14 protein-coding genes are annotated in these 16,793 nt (G+C 67.5%); all 14 read left to right on the top strand.

Translation table 11 applies throughout. The annotated features are described in order from the left end of the window. The 14 genes from QP609_RS06520 (at position 1) to bamA (ending at position 16,448) form a co-directional block, all read left to right on the top strand. Positions 1–2,370, top strand: coding sequence for a fimbria/pilus outer membrane usher protein (locus tag QP609_RS06520; protein ID WP_197621456.1), 2,370 nt, complete (start codon positions 1–3; stop codon positions 2,368–2,370). Continuing rightward, complete coding sequence (locus tag QP609_RS06515; protein WP_014646505.1) at positions 2,367–3,404, top strand: spore coat U domain-containing protein; 1,038 nt, start codon at positions 2,367–2,369, stop codon at positions 3,402–3,404. The genes QP609_RS06520 and QP609_RS06515 overlap by 4 nt, the downstream gene beginning before the upstream one ends. 152 nt (positions 3,405–3,556) lie before the next feature. After that, positions 3,557–3,772: a hypothetical protein gene (locus QP609_RS06510; protein WP_041863203.1), complete on the top strand. Its 216-nt coding sequence runs from the start codon at positions 3,557–3,559 to the stop codon at positions 3,770–3,772. Continuing rightward, positions 3,772–4,470 (top strand): pilus assembly protein, encoded by a 699-nt coding sequence (locus tag QP609_RS06505; protein WP_014646503.1) that lies wholly within the window; start codon positions 3,772–3,774, stop codon positions 4,468–4,470. The genes QP609_RS06510 and QP609_RS06505 overlap by 1 nt, the downstream gene beginning before the upstream one ends. A gap of 221 nt (positions 4,471–4,691) precedes the next feature. Then, a complete protein-coding gene (rpsB, locus tag QP609_RS06500; RefSeq protein ID WP_005408748.1) occupies positions 4,692–5,498 on the top strand; it encodes a 30S ribosomal protein S2 in 807 nt (268 codons plus the stop codon). 125 nt (positions 5,499–5,623) lie between these two features. Continuing rightward, on the top strand, positions 5,624–6,499 hold the full coding sequence (tsf, locus tag QP609_RS06495) for a translation elongation factor Ts (RefSeq protein ID WP_032956847.1): 876 nt from the start codon (positions 5,624–5,626) through the stop codon (positions 6,497–6,499). A 258-nt stretch (positions 6,500–6,757) separates the two neighbouring features. Continuing rightward, positions 6,758–8,296: a GGDEF domain-containing protein gene (locus tag QP609_RS06490; protein WP_032956845.1), complete on the top strand. Its 1,539-nt coding sequence runs from the start codon at positions 6,758–6,760 to the stop codon at positions 8,294–8,296. A 121-nt stretch (positions 8,297–8,417) separates the two neighbouring features. Continuing rightward, positions 8,418–9,146, top strand: a complete 729-nt coding sequence (pyrH, locus tag QP609_RS06485; protein ID WP_014646500.1) for a UMP kinase — start codon at positions 8,418–8,420, stop codon at positions 9,144–9,146. A gap of 96 nt (positions 9,147–9,242) precedes the next feature. Next, positions 9,243–9,797 (top strand): ribosome recycling factor, encoded by a 555-nt coding sequence (gene frr / locus QP609_RS06480; protein WP_014646499.1) that lies wholly within the window; start codon positions 9,243–9,245, stop codon positions 9,795–9,797. 5 nt (positions 9,798–9,802) lie between these two features. Next, positions 9,803–10,570: a polyprenyl diphosphate synthase gene (gene uppS / locus QP609_RS06475; RefSeq protein ID WP_032956844.1), complete on the top strand. Its 768-nt coding sequence runs from the start codon at positions 9,803–9,805 to the stop codon at positions 10,568–10,570. Next, a complete protein-coding gene (locus QP609_RS06470; protein WP_014646497.1) occupies positions 10,567–11,403 on the top strand; it encodes a phosphatidate cytidylyltransferase in 837 nt (278 codons plus the stop codon). Before uppS ends, QP609_RS06470 begins: the two co-directional genes overlap by 4 nt. Positions 11,404–11,405: 2 nt before the next feature. Beyond that, positions 11,406–12,596, top strand: a complete 1,191-nt coding sequence (locus QP609_RS06465) for a 1-deoxy-D-xylulose-5-phosphate reductoisomerase (RefSeq protein WP_014646496.1) — start codon at positions 11,406–11,408, stop codon at positions 12,594–12,596. A 55-nt stretch (positions 12,597–12,651) separates the two neighbouring features. Then, on the top strand, positions 12,652–14,010 hold the full coding sequence (gene rseP, locus QP609_RS06460) for an RIP metalloprotease RseP (protein ID WP_014646495.1): 1,359 nt from the start codon (positions 12,652–12,654) through the stop codon (positions 14,008–14,010). A 74-nt stretch (positions 14,011–14,084) separates the two neighbouring features. Then, on the top strand, positions 14,085–16,448 hold the full coding sequence (gene bamA, locus QP609_RS06455; protein ID WP_014646494.1) for an outer membrane protein assembly factor BamA: 2,364 nt from the start codon (positions 14,085–14,087) through the stop codon (positions 16,446–16,448). Positions 16,449–16,793: the final 345 nt, after the last annotated feature.

The raw sequence follows: 16,793 nt of genomic DNA, 5'->3' as shown, positions 1-16,793 counted from the left end.
ATGGGCGCGCTGTTGGCGGCCCTGGCTCCCGCGGCGACCGAGGCCGCCGATGTGTCCGGCGTGGCGGCCGTTGATGTATCCGGCGTGTCGGCCGATGCCATCCTGCCTCCCCCGACCCCGCTGACCGCCAGCCAGGCGCTGTACCTGGATGTGTCGCTCAACAGCACCCCGCGCGGCCTGCTGCCATTCACCGAGAACCGCGGCCGGCTGCAGGCCAGCCCCGAAGTGCTGCGCCAGCTTGGCTTCAACGCCAGCGGCGATGCGCCGGTCTACCTGGACCAGATCAGCGGTGCGGTGGTGCGCTATGACGCGCACATGCAGACCCTGGCACTGGATGTACCACTGGACCAGCTGACCCTGCCGACCACGGTGCTCAGCCGGCCGCAGGCGCGTGCGCCGACCGGCAGTGCCTCGCCCGGCGTGCTGCTCAACTACGACGTCTACGGCAGCCGGGTGGACACACTGGGCAATCTCAGCCTGAGCGCGGAGCTGCGCGTGTTTGGTATCGGCAACGGCACCTTCGAAAACACCGCCATCAGCCGTCGCTACCAGCAACCCGGCGATCGCCGTTGGCGCGGCGAAAGCGTGCGGCTGGACACCCGCTGGAGCCTGGATTTCCCCGACAGCGCAACGACGCTGGAGGTCGGTGACTTCTACAGCGGCTTCGTCGACTGGACCCGCCCGGTGCGCCTGGGCGGGCTGCAGATCGGCCGCAACTACGGGCTGCAGCCCTACCGCGTACTGACGCCCACGCCGAGCTTCCTCGGCCAGGCCGTGGTGCCCTCCACGGTCGAGCTCTACGTGGACGGCCTGCGCCAGTACAGCGGGCAGGTACCGGTCGGCCCGTTCCAGCTGGCGGCACAGCCCGGGATCAGCGGCACCGGCAATGCGCAGGTGGTGGTAACCGATGCCTTCGGCCGCATGCAGACGCTGGATTTCAGTTTCTATGGCACCCAGCAGCTGCTGGCCAAGGGCCTTTCGGACTGGTCGGCCGGCGTCGGCCACCTGCGCGAGGACTTCGGCCAGCGCTCCTTCGCCTACGACGATCGCACCGTGGCCAGTGCCAGCTGGCGCGGAGGCATCAGCGATACCTTCACTGGCGAGGCGCATGCCGAAGGCGGCGGCGGCCTGGCCCAGGCCGGTGTCGGTGGCTGGTGGCTGCTCGGCGCCGCTGGCGTGTTCAATGCCGCCTATGCGCACAGCGGCTACCACGGCCTGCAGGGTGGGCAATGGGCGCTGGGCTACAGCTGGAACAACCGTCGCTTCAACGTCAATCTGCGCAGCGTACGCAGCCACGGCGACTACCGCGACCTCGGCGCGCTGCAGGGCAACCTGCCGCCGAGCATCAGCGAGCAGGCCACGCTCGGCCTGGACCTGCTGCGGCTGGGCACGCTCAGCGCCAGCTATCTGCGCCTGCGCTACCCGGATGGAGACGACAACCGCTATGCCAGCCTGTTCTGGTCACGTACCTGGAGCCAGCGCTGGTCGGCCTATCTTTCGGTAAACCAGAACCTGGACCGCAGCGACGACCGCAGCATCTACCTGTCGGTGACTGCCAGCCTGGGCAACAACCGCCAGGCCAGCCTTTCGAGCCAGCGCAACGGCGACAGCCAGAGCTGGGTGGCGGACGTGACCCAGCCAGTGCCGGGCGATGGCAGCGCCGGCGGCGTCGGCTGGCGCGCGCAGCTGCGCCACGGCGAGGACGGCAACGGCGGCCTGGCCGAGGTCGGCATCCTCAACGATGTCGGTCGCTACTCGTTCGGCGCCTCGCGCCAGGGTGGACTCAACTATGCCTACGCCAGCGCCAGCGGCAGCCTGGTGTGGATGGGCGGGCACGCCTTCGCCACGCGCGAGGTGTCCGATGCGTTCGCGGTGATCAGCACCAATGGGGTGGGCGGCGTCCCGGTGCGGCTGGAGAACCGCCTGATCGGCGTCACCGATGATCGCGGCCTGCTGCTGGTCAGTCCGTTGCTGTCCTGGCAGCGCAACCGGGTCTCGATCGACACCCTGGACCTGCCCGAAGACATGCGCGCCGACCGCATCGAGGACTGGGTGACCCCGCGCCAGCGCGCCGGCACCCGCGTGACCTTCCAGCTGCGCTCGCGGCCGTCACTGAGCCTGACCCTGCTGGCAATGGACGGCCAGCCTCTGGAGGTCGGCAGCGAGGTGCGGTTGCCCGATGGCCGCCAGGCCACGGTCGGCTACGACGGCCTGCTCTATCTGGAAGACGTTGCCGCCGGCAGCGTGCTGTACGTCACCACCAGCCGCGGCCCCTGCCGCGTGAAAGTGCCGGACCTGCCCAAGGTGGTGGCGTCCGGCGCACGGCCGAAGCCGGCGCCGCAGCAGTGCATCCCGGAGGTGGCGCCATGAGGGTGCTGCTGCTCGTCCTGCTGCTCTGGGCCGGCCTGCTGGCAGCGGCGCCCGCCGGTGCCACCGCGGTCTGCACGGCGGTCGCCAATCCGACCCTGCCGTTCGGCAACATCAACAGCAATGCACCCGGCCCGAGTACGGCCAACCTCAACATCACGGTGACCTGCACCACCGCCGCGCTGAGCCTGCTGGCCACCACCGGCGTGCGCGTCTGCGTGGGCATCGGCGCAGGCAGTGGCGGCGGCAGCAGTTCCACCTTCCGCACGATGGCCACCTCCAGCAGTGACACCCTGAATTTCCAGCTGTACAACAACGCCAGCTTCGGCCAGGTCACCGGACTGGTGCCGCGCGGCACGCCACCTGCGCAGGAACTGACCATGACCTACAACGTGCCGCTGGTGACGGGCGGCAGCGGTGCGCAGTCCATACAGCTGTTCGGGCAGATCCCGGCCAACCAGATCCTGGCCTCCGGCGCGTACAGCAGCACCTTCAGCGGGGCCAACGTGGTCCTGACCTGGGCCTGGAACGAAGTCCTGCTCGGTACCGCCACCGTGCCCGCCACCTGCAATGGCGGCGCCACCGGCACCAACAGCGCCAGTGCAGCCTTCAGCTTCACCGCCACCGCCAACGTGCTGCCGCAATGTGGCAGCTACGTCACCACCACCATGGACTTCGGCAACGTCACCGGCGGCATTCCGGCCAACATCGACCGGACCGCCACCCTCACCCTGACCTGCCTGAAGAACACTGCCTTCCAGGTCGGCCTCAACAACGGCCAGAACAATCCCACCGCCACCACCACCCGGCGCATGGCCACCACCCTCGGCGGAAGCACCTATTACCTCGCCTACGAGCTCTACCGGGACTCGGCGCGGAGCCTGCGCTGGGGCAATACCCTGACCGTCGACACGGCCAGCGGCACCGGTACCGGCAGCGCGCAGCAATTGACCATCCATGGCCGGGTGCCACCGGTCAGCGGCCAGCCGCCGGCCGGCACCTACAACGACCTGGTGACGGTGACGATCACCTACTGACCGGCGTGCCGACCAACGGTCGGCACCCACCGGACGAAGGCCGTGCCGAGCGCCGGCTCGGCGCTACAGTTCCGGCACATCCCGCCGATACCGCGCAGCAAGTCTTTCATCATGGTGGATGGCAGGTGGTTCGCACATTCCTGATCGGGGCGATGCTGGTCGCCAGCCTGCCGGCATGGGCCGAACCCAGCAGCCCCCTGCAGATCCGGCTGACCGTGGTTGAGTCCTGCAGCGACGATGGCGGCGGCATCCGCTGCCCGGCACCGCACCAGCGCAGTGACGCACCCCAGGCGCCGCGCCAGGTCCGCGAGCTCGCACCACCGGCGACGGACGAGAACGCAACACCCTCCGTGACCCTCATCTACTGATGCGCGCGTTGCTGATCCTGCTGGCACTGCTGCTGGCACTGCCTGCCGCAGCGCTGGAGCTGTTGCCGACCACCCTGCAGCTGCCGGCCCAGGGCGGCAGCGCCGAACTGTGGTTGCACAACCCCGGGCCCGGCCGCTGGCAGGGCCAGGTGCAGGTGCTGGCGTGGGATCAGCAGCTGGACGCCGAACGACTGCACCCCAGCGACCAGATCCGGGTCAGCCCGGCGCGGCTGGACCTGGCCCCCGGCAGCACCCAGCGCGTCTGGCTGTTGCCGGGCGATCCGGCAGCGGCGGCCGCTGAACAGGCCTATCGGGTCGTACTGGCACCGACGTTGCCGGGGTTGCCGCGCTATTCGCTGCCGCTGTTCCGCGGCCCAGCGGGGCCAGCACTGCAGGCCCGGCTGCTGGGCCGCGTCGAGGCCCACGGGTCTCTGGCCGTACTGCGACTCAGCAATGCCGGTACCCTGCACGGCCGCCTGCACGATCTGCGCTTCATCACGGCGGACGGCCAGGCAACGCTGCTGACGGCTGGCCTGGCCGGCTACATTCTGGCGGGCCATGAACGCCGCTGGCCCCTGCCTGCCCGCGCCGATGGCTATGCAGGCGGCCGCTTCCAGGCACGCCTGCAGGACGGCCGCGAGGTCGATCTGGCCGCAACTGACCCTGCAATTGCAGCAAGCGCCCCCAGCGGGCTATAATCGACCGGATTCCTGCACGCCAGCGTGCGCGCGAACCCGTCCACACCGGACGTCACCGGTGAATCCACACCTGCTGCCCCCATCCGTGCCGGGGTGCTCCGCAAGGAGTTCGGCCACGGAGGCAACAGGGAAGCCCAACCCCGGAACCGATCGCGCTTCCACGCGTCCCGCATACCTATCCCCGCGGGCGGAATCGCTGGTTCCATATCAGGAGTATTGCAATGCCCCAGGTCACCATGCGTCAGATGCTGGAAGCCGGCGTCCACTTCGGCCACCAGACCCGCTACTGGAACCCGAAGATGGCTCCGTACATCTTCGGCGCCCGCGGCAAGATCCACATCATCAACCTGGAAAAGACCGTCCCGCTGTTCAACGATGCGATGAACTTCATCTCGTCGGTTGCCCAGAAGCGCGGCACCGTCCTGTTCCTGGGCACCAAGCGCAGCGCCCGCGAAACCATCAAGGAAGAAGCCGAGCGTTGCGGCATGCCGTTCATGAACCAGCGTTGGCTGGGCGGCACCCTGACCAACTTCCGTACCGTCAAGCAGTCGGTTGCCCGCCTGAAGGAACTGGAAGCCGGTGAAACCGACGGCACCTTCGAGAAGCTGGTCAAGCACGAAGTGCTGGGCCTGCGTCGCGAGCGCGACAAGCTGGAAGCCTCGCTGGGCGGCATCAAGGACATGAACCGCCTGCCGGACGCCATCTTCGTGATCGACATCGGCCACGAAGACATCGCGATCAAGGAAGCCAAGAAGCTGGGCATCCCGGTCATCGCCGTGGTCGACACCAACTACAACCCGGAACTGGTTGATTACGCCATCCCGGGCAACGACGACGCCATCCGCGCTGTGCAGCTGTACGCCCGCGCCGCTGCCGACGCCGTGCTGGAAGGCAAGGCGGCTGCCCCGCACGCCGCTTCGGTGCGCGAGGAAGAATTCGCTGAAGCCGCTGCTGAAGGCGAAGAGAAGCCGGCCCGCCGCGCTCCGGCCAAGAAGGCTGCCAAGAAGGGCGACGACGCCCAGGCCTGATCCAGGCCCCGGGTGGACGCCCGGCGTCCACCCTCCCTGCACGCAGCCATCGGCGCGTGACAGGACCGTGTCACACGGGCCGGCCACCATGCCGGCCCAACCCCTTTCTTTCGTGAGGTAATCCCGTGGAAATCACTGCTTCCCTGGTCAAGGAACTGCGCGAGCGCACCGGCGCCGGCATGATGGAATGCAAGAAGGCGCTTACCGAAGCCAACGGCGACATCAACGCCGCTGCTGAAGCCATGCGCAAGTCCGGCGCCGCCAAGGCCGACAAGAAGGCTGACCGCGTGGCCGCCGAAGGCCGCCTGGGCCTGGCCCAGGACGGCGGCAAGGCCGTGCTGGTCGAAGTCAACTCGGAAACCGACTTCGTCGCCAACGATGACAACTTCAAGTCCTTCGTCAACGCCGTCGCCGCTGCTGCCCTGGCATCGGGCGCCAACGACGTCGAAGCCGTGAAGGCCGCCACGCTGGCCGACGGCCGTACCGTCGAGGAAGCCCGCGCCACCGCCGTGCAGACCCTGGGTGAGAACATCCAGATCCGCCGCATGGTCAAGGTCGACACCACCGGCAACATCGGCGCCTACGTCCACACCAACGGCAAGGTCGGCGTGCTGGTCGACCTGATCGGCGGCGACGTCGAGCTGGCCCGTGGCCTGGCCATGCACGTGGCCGCGCTGAAGCCGCCGCACAACAAGGCTGCGGACGTCCCGGCCGAGTTCGTCGAGAAGGAAAAGGAAATCGAGCTGGCCAAGATGACCGATAAGGACAAGGCCAAGCCTGCCGACATCCTGGAAAAGATCATCAGCGGCAAGATCAACAAGATCGTCAGCGACGTGACCCTGTACGGCCAGACCTACGTGCTGGGCGACACCACCGTCGAGCAGGTGGTCAAGGCCGCCGGCGCCGACGTGGCAGGCTTCAAGCTGCTGATCGTCGGCGAAGGCATCGAGAAGGTGGTGGAAGACTACGCCGCCGAAGTTGCCAAGGCGATGCAGGTCTGATTCCAGCCTTCCGGCTGTGAAGCGACCAGAAGGAGCCGCGGGAAACCGCGGCTCTTTTTTTATGCATGGGCCCAGGGATCAACCCATGGCCCACCGGTGGGTGCGCACCGTTGGTGCGCACAACCGGCACCTTTGCGTTGCGCGCGAATCAAGCCGATACTCGGCGCAGGGAATCCACAGTCATTTAGCAGGAACGAAAATCGCGGACTGTGATGCATTCCTAGGTATTCTTGTCCTAATGGAATTGAACGACCCGACATGCCTCCCGAGCTGACAGCTGCCCTGGCGCTCTGCCGCAACCTGCCTTCGCCACCCGGTATTGCCCTGCGCATCATCGAACTGGCCCAGGACCCGGAAGCGGACATCGCCACCGCTGCCGACATCATCGCCATCGACATGGCGCTGAGCGCTCGCATGCTGCGCATCGCCAATTCGCCGCTGTACGCCAGCCGCCGCCGGATCGAGAACCTCGGCCAGGCGCTGACCATGCTGGGCCTGAACGCCACGATCAGCCTCGCCCTCGGCTTCACTGTCACCCAGGGCCTGACCGGCGGCACCGGCGCCGACCACGACCTGCGCCAGCGCGCCTGGAAGCGCAGCATCCTCAGCGCCCTGGCTGCCAGCCAGCTGGGCCAGGCGCGCGGCCTGCGCCGGCTGGAAGAACTGATGCTGGCCGGCCTGCTGCAGGACCTGGGCGTACTGTGCCTGGCCCAGGCCGAGTCGGAGCGCTACCTGCCGCTGCTGCGCGAGGCACGCGACAACACCGACCTGGTCGCCCGCGAACGCGAGGAACTGGGCTGCAGCCATGCCGAGGTCGGCGCGTGGGTGGCCGAGCAATGGGGCCTGCCCCGCTACCTGGTGGAGAGCATCAGCCACAGCGAGGACGAGGACGTCGCCGAATCGCCGTTCCAGGCCTGCGTGCAGCTGTCCGGCGCGGTGGCCGACATCTGGCTGGACAGCGACGCCGACGCCGCGCGTGAGCGCGCCCTGCAGCAGGTGCACGACCGCCTGGAGCTGGACAGCGCGCGCTTCGACCAGGTCCTCGCCCGCATCAGTGAAGCCCTGCCCGACATCGCCAGCCTGTTTGATGCCGGCCTCAATTCACCGGCGCGGGTGCGCGAGCTGATCGATCACGCGCAGGAGCTGGCCACGCTGCGCAACCTGCGCGAACTGCAGGACGCCGACCAGGCACGACGCCGCGCCGACGAGTTCGAGGCGCGCGCCAAGCGCCTCGCCGACCAGGCCCATCGTGACGCGTTGACCGGCGTGCTCAACCGCCGCCAGCTGGAAGCGGTGCTGGAGCAGGAATTCCTGCGCGCCGGCCGCCAGGGCTGGCCGTTGTCGGTGGCCTTCATCGACCTGGACGACTTCAAGAAGATCAACGACGCCCACGGCCACCTGACCGGCGACGAGGTACTGCGCGCCTTCGCCGGCAAGCTGCAGGGCCAGCTGCGCAACAGTGACACCGTCGCCCGCTTCGGCGGCGAGGAATTCGTCGCGCTGCTGCCAAACACCAGCGAAAGCGTGGCCCTGGACGTGATCCGCCGGGTGCTGGCCAATATCGTCGCCACGCCGATGGCCGAGCTGGAGGGCGGGCCGCTGTTCGTCACCTTCTCCGCCGGCGTGGCCACCCAGGGTGGCTACGAGCGCTTCGCCGACGTGCAGGACCTGCTGCGCGCAGCCGACGACGTGCTGTACCGCTCCAAGAACCTGGGCCGCAACCGGGTGATCGCCCGCTCGCCAGGTGCCCTCGGCCACGACGAGCTGTCGGCGACCGCTGGCGCCGAGCTGGGCTGAACGGGAAGCCCCGTTTGACCGGGGCGAACGACCGGATTCTGCGCCGCAGTGCACAAAACACTTTGGCACGACGCCGCATGCGCGTAGAATCGCCCGCGATTTCCACGCACCCGAGGTCCTCATGTCCAAGCTCGCCTATCGCCGCATCCTTCTGAAACTGTCCGGGGAGGCGCTGATGGGAGACGAGGACTACGGCATCGACCCGAAGGTCATCAATCGCCTGGCCCGCGAGGTCATCGAAGCCCAGCAGGCCGGTGCCGAAGTGGCGCTGGTGATCGGCGGCGGCAACATCTTCCGCGGCGCCGGCCTGGCCGCCGGCGGCATGGACCGGGTCACCGGCGACCAGATGGGCATGCTGGCCACGGTCATCAACGCCCTGGCCATGCAGGATGCCCTCGAGAAGCTGGGCGCCAAGGCCCGCGTGATGAGCGCGATCAAGATCAACGACGTGTGCGAGGACTACATCCGCCGCCGCGCCATCCGCCACCTGGAAAAGGGCCGCCTGGTGATCTTCGCCGCCGGCGTCGGCAGCCCGTTCTTCACCACCGATTCCGGCGCCGCCCTGCGCGCGATCGAGATCGGCGCCGACCTGCTGCTGAAGGCCACCAAGGTCGATGGCGTGTACGACAAGGACCCGAACAAGCACAGCGATGCGGTCCGCTTCGACAGCCTGAGCTACGACGAAGTGATCCGCCGCGGCCTGGAAGTGATGGACACGGCGGCCTTCGCATTGGCCCGCGACAGCGACCTGCCGATGCGCGTGTTCGACATGGGCCAGCCGGGCGAGCTGCTGAAGATCCTCAACGGCGCGAACATCGGCACCCTGGTCCAGGGCCGCGACCCGGCCTGAGCCTGAGCGCAAAGCGGCGATCGGGCCGATTCAGGCCCGGCAGCGTCCCGTATTCGCCTATAATCGCCCGATTCCAGATACATCCAGGACCGGGCGATGCTCAACGACATCAAGAACAACGCGCAGACGCGCATGGCCAAGAGCATCGACGCTCTGAAGCACACCCTCACCTCCATCCGGACCGGGCGTGCCACGCCTGCCCTGCTGGACCGCGTGACGGTCAGTGCCTATGGCAACGCCAGCACCCCGCTGAACCAGGTTGCCTCGATCTCCAACGCCGACGCGCACTCGCTGCTGGTCACGCCGTTCGACAAGGGCATGATCAAGGAGATCGAAAAGGGGCTCTACAACGCCGAGTTCACCCCGAACACCCTCGGCACCGCGATCCGCATCAACATGCCGCCGCCGACCGAAGAGCGCCGCAAGGAGCTGGCCAAGCAGGTGCAGAAGGAAGGTGAAGGCGCCAAGATCGCGATCCGCAACATCCGTCAGGACGCGAACAAGGAAATCGCCAAGCTGGTCAAGGACAAGGCGATCAGCGAAGACGAGAAGAAGCGCGGCGAAGACGACATCCAGAAGCTGACCGACGCCAACATCAAGGACGTCGACAAGGTCGTCGCCGACAAGGAAAAAGAACTGCTGTCGGTCTGAAGTCGATGCCTTCAGCCCCGCCTCCGTTACCGGCCGCCCTGCCCCGCCACATTGCCATCATCATGGATGGCAATGGGCGCTGGGCACAGCAGCGCCGTCGCCCCCGCGTGATCGGCCACCGTGCCGGCGCGCGCGCGGTCAACCGCACCATCGAGCGCTGCCTTGAACTGGGCATTCCGGCGCTGACCCTGTTCGCCTTCTCCAGCGAGAACTGGGGCCGGCCGCAGGAGGAAGTGGATGCGTTGATGAAGCTGTTCCTCGGCGCGCTCGACCGCGAGGTGGACGAGCTGCACCGGCGCGGCGTGCGCGTACGCTTCATCGGCGAACGCGAGCGCTTCGGTGCCGGGCTGGTCAGCCGCATGCAGCTGGCCGAACAGCGCACCGCCGACAACACCACCCTGACCCTGTCGATCGCGGCCAGCTATGGCGGCCGCCAGGACATCGCCCGCGCCGCGCGCGCCCTGGCCGTCGAAGTGGCGGCCGGTCGCCTGTTGCCCGAGCAGATCGACGAATCGCTGCTGGGCAGCCAGGTCGCCCTTGCCGACCTGCCGCCGCCGGACCTGTTCATCCGCACCGGCGGCGACACCCGCATCAGCAACTTCCTGCTGTGGCAGCTGGCCTACACCGAGCTGTGGTTCACCGAGGCCCTGTGGCCGGACTTCGATGCCGGGCAGCTGCAGCAGGCGCTGGACGCCTATGCCGGCCGCGAGCGTCGTTTCGGCCTGACCAGCGCCCAGATTGCCGCACTGGCCACCGAGACTTCCAGCCCATGACCAAGACCCGAGTCCTCGCCGCGCTGATCATGGCGCCGGTTGCCATTGCGGCGATCCTGCTGCTGCCCACGCAATGGCTGGCCGCCGCCGCCGCTGCGGTGCTGCTGATCGGCCTGTGGGAATGGCTGAAGCTGGCCGGTATCGAAGACACTCTGGCACGCACCGTACTTCTGGTGCTGAACCTGCTGCTGATGGTGCTGCTGGTCTGGGCCGATGGCAGTACGCTGGTGCTGTTCCAGATAACCACGCTGGCCGGCGTTGCCTGGTGGCTGGCCGCGCTGGTCTGGCTGCGCTTCTTCAATTTCGGTGCACAGCCGTCGGCGCCCTCGCGCATCCTGAAGATGCTGGCCGGCACGCTTGCCATCGTGCCCGCCTGGGCCGCGCTGGTGCTGATCCATGCCGGTGGCGATCCGCCGGGCAAGCAAGGCCACCTGTGGCTGCTGGCTGCGCTGGCACTGGTGTGGGCGGCCGACTCGGGCGCCTACTTCGCCGGCCGCCATTTCGGCAAGCACAAGCTGGCCCCGCGGATCAGCCCCAACAAGACCTGGGAAGGCCTGTTCGGCGGCCTGCTGGCCGGTGTCGCCGTGGCCGTCGGCCTGGGCTGGCTGGCCGGGATCGATACCGCACACCTGCCGGGCCTGCTGATCACCGCGGTCGTGGCCGTGTTCGCCTCGGTGCTGGGTGACCTGTTCGAGAGCCTCATCAAGCGCCACGCGGGCGCCAAGGATTCGGGCCACCTGATCCCGGGCCATGGCGGCGTGCTCGACCGGGTCGACGGCGTCCTCGCCGCCGTCCCGGTGTTCGCGCTGGGCAAGGAAATCTTCGGGTTCTGACCATGAATGCTGCTGCAGACCTGCGCCGGGTCGCCGTATTCGGCGCCACCGGCTCGATCGGTGCCTCCACGCTGGACGTGATCGCCCGCCACCCGCAGCGCTACCAGGCGACCGTGCTCGCCGCCGGACGCCAGGTGCAGGGGCTGCTGGCGTTGTGCCGCCAGCACAAACCCGCGCACGCCGTGATCGCCGACGAATCGCTGTTCGCCGAACTGCGTGACGGCCTGCGCGACGCCGGACTGGCCACCGAAGCCCATGCCGGCCATGCCGCGCTGGACCAGCTGGCCGCCAGCGACGCCTGCGATACCGTGGTCGCGGCCATCGTCGGCGCTGCCGGCCTGTCCTCGACCCTGGCCGCGGCCGCCGCCGGCAAGCGCATCCTGCTGGCCAACAAGGAATCGCTGGTGCTGGCCGGCGAACTGCTGACCCGTACCGCCGAACGTGCCGGCGCCGAAATCATCCCGATCGACAGCGAACACAGCGCCATCTTCCAGTGCCTGCGCTCGCGCGACGCCAGCGTCGACGGCGCCGGCGTGCGCCGGATCCTGCTGACCGCCTCCGGCGGCCCGTTCCGTGGCCGCAGCTGCGCCGAACTGGCCCAGGTCACCCCGGCCCAGGCCGTTGCCCACCCGAAGTGGTCGATGGGACCGAAGATCTCGGTCGATTCGGCGACGTTGATGAACAAGGGCCTGGAAGTCATCGAGGCCCACCACCTGTTCGGCGTGCCCGGTGAGCGCATCGAAGTGCTGGTGCACCCGCAGAGCCTGGTCCATTCGCTGGTCGAGTTCGTCGACGGCTCGACCTTGGCGCAGATGGGCCTGCCGGACATGCGCACCACCCTCGCCGTTGGCCTGGGCTGGCCACAGCGCATCGAATCGGGCGTGGCCGGGCTGGACCTGCTGGCCCAGGGCCGGCTGGATTTCGAGGCCCCGGACACCGACGCCTTCCCCTGCCTGGCCCTGGCCTGGCAGGCCATGCAGGCCGGCGGCACCGCACCGGCGGTGCTGAATGCTGCCAACGAGGAGGCGGTTTCAGCGTTTCTTCAGGGCCGGATCGGTTTCCTGACGATCCCGGCGCTGGTTGCTAACGCTCTTTCAACACTGCCGACGCAAGCAGCCGATACACTGGAGGTCCTGTTGTCCGCCGACCAGCGGGCACGCCAGCTCACCCTGAACGCCATCGACGCCGCCTGAACGACCGCCTCGCCCAGCATGACGCCGCCGCCCCTGCCCGCCACTGTGAGCCTGCATGACTGACTTCATCGGATCGGTCTGGTGGATGATTGTCAGCCTCGGGCTGCTGGTCACGTTCCACGAGTTCGGGCATTACTGGGTCGGGCGCCTGTGCGGGGTCAAGATCCTGCGTTTCTCGGTCGGCTTCGGCCGGCCGCTGTGGTCGCGCCGCGACCGGCATGGTACCGAGTTCGCCATCGCCGCCATTCCGCTGGGTGGCTACGTGAAGTTCCTCGACGAACGCGAGGTCGAAGTCCACCCGCACGAGCGCGGCCAGGCCTTCAACCACAAGACCGTCTGGCAGCGCATCGCGATCGTTGCCGCCGGCCCGATCGCCAACCTGCTGCTGTGCATCCTCCTGCTGTGGGCGATGTTCGTGATCGGCAAGCAGGATTACTCGCCCACCGTCGGCCGCGTCAGCGGCATCGCCGCCAGTGCCGGCCTGGCCAGCGGCGACCGCGTGCTGCGCGTGGACGACCGCCAGGTGGTCACCCTCGGCGAGGCCAGCATGGCACTGACCGCGGCCGCGATGGACCGCCGCGACGTGAAGCTGGAAGTGCTGGATACGGCCGACCAGGTGCGCACGCGCACCCTGCCGCTGTCGCAGCTGCCGGCGGGTTTCGATGAGCGGCGGGTGCCGATCCTGGCTGGCATGTACTGGCAGTCGTGGCTGCAGCCCGCGCTGGTCGAGTCGCTCACCGCGGACTCCGTGGTGGCCGGGCAACTGCAGCCGGGCGACCTGATCGTGGCCATTGACGGCCAGCGCATCGACGGCGCCGACCAGGTGATCGGCGAGATCCAGGCGCTGGGCCGTGCCGGTGGCCCGGGCATGATCGAGGTCCTGCGTGGCGGCGAGCGCCTGGCGCTGGAAGTGACGCCGCGCAAGGGCCAGGATGCCAAGGGCGGCCCCACGTGGCAGATCGGCGTTCAGTTCCCGACCAAGTTCAGCCCCCCCTACGACACACTCCTGCGCTACGGCCCCCTGGACTCGGTCACCGTCGCGGTACGCGAAACCGGGCGCCTGGCGGCCGACTCGCTGGGCATGATGGGCCGCATCGTCACCGGCAAGGCCTCGCTTCAGAACGTCTCCGGGCCGGTCACCATCGCCCGCGTGGCCAATGTCTCGGCCAAGCGCGGCCTCGACTGGTTCCTGCAGTTCCTTGCCCTGCTGTCCCTCAGCCTGTGCATCATCAACCTGCTGCCGATCCCGATCTTGGACGGCGGCCACCTGCTGTATTACCTTATCGAGTTGGTCAAGGGCAGCCCGCTGAGCGAGCGTGCCATCGCCGCCGGCCAATACATCGGCCTGGCGTTGCTGGCCGGGCTGATGGGGTTGGCGTTCTACAACGACATCCTCGGCCTGGTCCCGCGATGAACTTTTCCATGTTGTTGCCGTCTACAGCGTCGGCATCCCGCACCAATGAAATCGACCTTCCTACCGGACGTGACATGACGCGACTCCCCAATCGCCGCCTGCTGGCCCTCGCCCTCGCCGCCGTCACCGGCGCTCCCGCCCTGGCCCAGGCAGCCGAGCCCTTCACTGTCAGCGACATCCGCGTCGATGGCCTGCAGCGCATCAGCTCGGGCACGGTATTCACCTACCTGCCGGTGGAACGTGGCGAGACGGTCACCGACAACAAGGTCGGCGAGACGATCCGCGCCCTGTACAAGACCGGCTTCTTCGAAGACGTGCAGCTGGACCGCCAGGGCACGATCCTGGTGGTGACCGTCAAGGAACGTCCGGCGATCAACAAGCTGACCGTGACCGGCAACAAGGACATCAAGTCCGACCAGCTGCTCAAGGGCCTGTCCGACATCGGCCTGACCGAGGGCGGCACCTTCGATCGCCTGAGCCTGGACCGCGTGACCCAGGAACTGCGCCGCCAGTACAACGACCGTGGCAAATACAACGTCGACATCACCCCGACGGTGAGCCCGCTGGACCGCAACCGCGTGGACATCGCCATCGCCATCAAGGAAGGCAAGGCGGCCAAGATCCGCCACGTCAACCTGGTCGGCACCGAAAAGTTCGAGAGCAAGGACATCCTGGAGACCTGGGAGTCCAAGGAGCACAACTGGGCGTCGTGGTACCGCCGTGACGACCAGTACTCCAAGGAAAAGCTGTCCGGTGACCTGGAAAAGCTCAACTCCTGGTATCTGGACCGCGGATACGTCGATTTCAGCATCGATTCCACCCAGGTCTCGATCAGCCCCGACAAGCGCGACATGTTCCTGACCGCGGGCGTGACCGAGGGTGCGCAGTACAAGATCTCCGAGATCAAGGTCAGCGGCGACACCATCCTCCCGCAGGAGGACGTCGAGCGCATGGTGATCCAGAAGTCCGGCGACACGTTCTCGCGTGCCCTGCTGGAATTCAGCTCGGACACCATCACCAATTCGCTGTCCAACATCGGCTACGCGTTCGCCAAGGTGAACCCGATCCCGACCACCAACCGCGCCGAGCAGACCGTCGCCATCAACATGCAGGTCGTGCCCGGCCCGCGCGTGTCGGTGCGCCGCATCCTGTTCCGTGGCAATACCCGCACCTCCGATGAGGTGATGCGCCGCGAAATGCGCCAGTTCGAGAACAGCTGGTACTCGCAGGCCGCGATCGACCGCTCCAAGATCCGCCTGCAGCGCCTGGGCTACTTCGAATCGGTGGAAGTGGAGACCCCGGCCGTCAGCGGCAGCAACGACCAGGTCGACGTCGTCTACAACGTCAAGGAAACCACCTCGGGCAGCTTCGTGTTCGGCCTGGGCTACTCGCAGTCCTACGGCATGACCACCTCGGTGCAGCTGTCGCAGAACAACTTCCTTGGCGGCGGCAACCGCGTGTCGGTCGAAGCCTCGCGCAGCAGCTACCTGCAGCGCTACGGCTTCAGCTACACCAACCCGTACTTCACCGATGACGGCGTGTCGCTGGGCTATAACCTGTCCTGGCGCGAACTGGACTACTCCGACTTCAATACCGCGCAGTACAACAGCACCAATGGTTCGGCGCAGGTGGTGTTCGGCGTGCCGCTGACCGAGACCGATACCGTCTCGCTGATGTTCGGCATCGACAGCAACCAGATCACCACCTACCAGGGCTCGACCCCGCAGTCGATCATCGACTACATCAACGCGGTCGGTAAGCGCACCTTCCACGCCTGGCGCACCGAGCTGGGCTGGGCGCGCGACTCGCGCAACGACTACTTCATGCCGACCCGCGGCACCTACCAGCGCGTCGGCCTGGAAACCACGCTGCCGGGTTCGACCATCGAGTACTACAAGCTGAACTACCAGATCAGCAAGTACTGGCCGATCATGCCGTCGCTGGTGATCAACACCCGCGCGGAAATCGGCTACGGCGATGCCTACGGCAACGACTACACCCGTACGCTGACCAATCCGGATGGCACCACCCGCACCGTCACCGCCAGCGGCCTGCCGTTCTTCGAGAACTTCTACGCCGGTGGCACCAACTCGGTACGCGGCTTCGAGGACAACACCCTCGGCCCGCGCGAAGTCACCACCGGTTATCCGGAAGGCCAGCCGCTGGGTGGTTCGCTGAAGACCGTCGGTTCGGTCGAAGCCTACTTCCCGCGCCTGTTCGACAGCCCGTCGGCACGCGTGTCGGCCTTCGTCGACTTCGGCAACGTCTACAACGGCACCCAGAACTTCAAGGCCAACGAGCTGCGCGTGTCCACCGGCGTGGCCCTGCTGTGGCGCGCCCCGGTCGGCCCGATCTCGATCAGCTACGCCTTCCCGCTGAAGAAGGAAGACGATGACAAGATCGAGCGTCTGCAATTCACGTTCGGTGGCCAGTTCTGAGGAACGTTGTTCCTCAGAACTGATCCACCTCCGGTGAATTGCCCGCGCATTTCACCTATCCCCCGCGCCGCTGGCGCGCCCCCCTTAACAAAGGGGGGCTCTCCACCAGACGGGGTGCGAAGCGCCGGGCATTGCCCGGCGTTTTCGTTTTGCAGATGACACTGCACGGCACGGGCTTTTGGCCGCGCTCGCGGGAAATTGTCCAGAGGCGGCGGGTGGCCCTGGACAGGACCGTTGGCGCCATGGATGGCGCCATCGAGCACCATGGAGGGGGTTTTGCGTGTCCTGGCCAGGGCCACCCGCCGCCTCCCGCCCGTACCAGGCAGGCGCCAAGCCCTGCCCCCC

The sequence above is a fragment of the Stenotrophomonas sp. 8(2023) genome, from assembly GCF_030345295.1.
Classification (GTDB): Bacteria; Pseudomonadota; Gammaproteobacteria; order Xanthomonadales; family Xanthomonadaceae; genus Stenotrophomonas; species Stenotrophomonas muris.
Note: the sequence above shows the minus strand (reverse complement) of the source record. Positions and strands in the feature narration are given on the sequence as shown.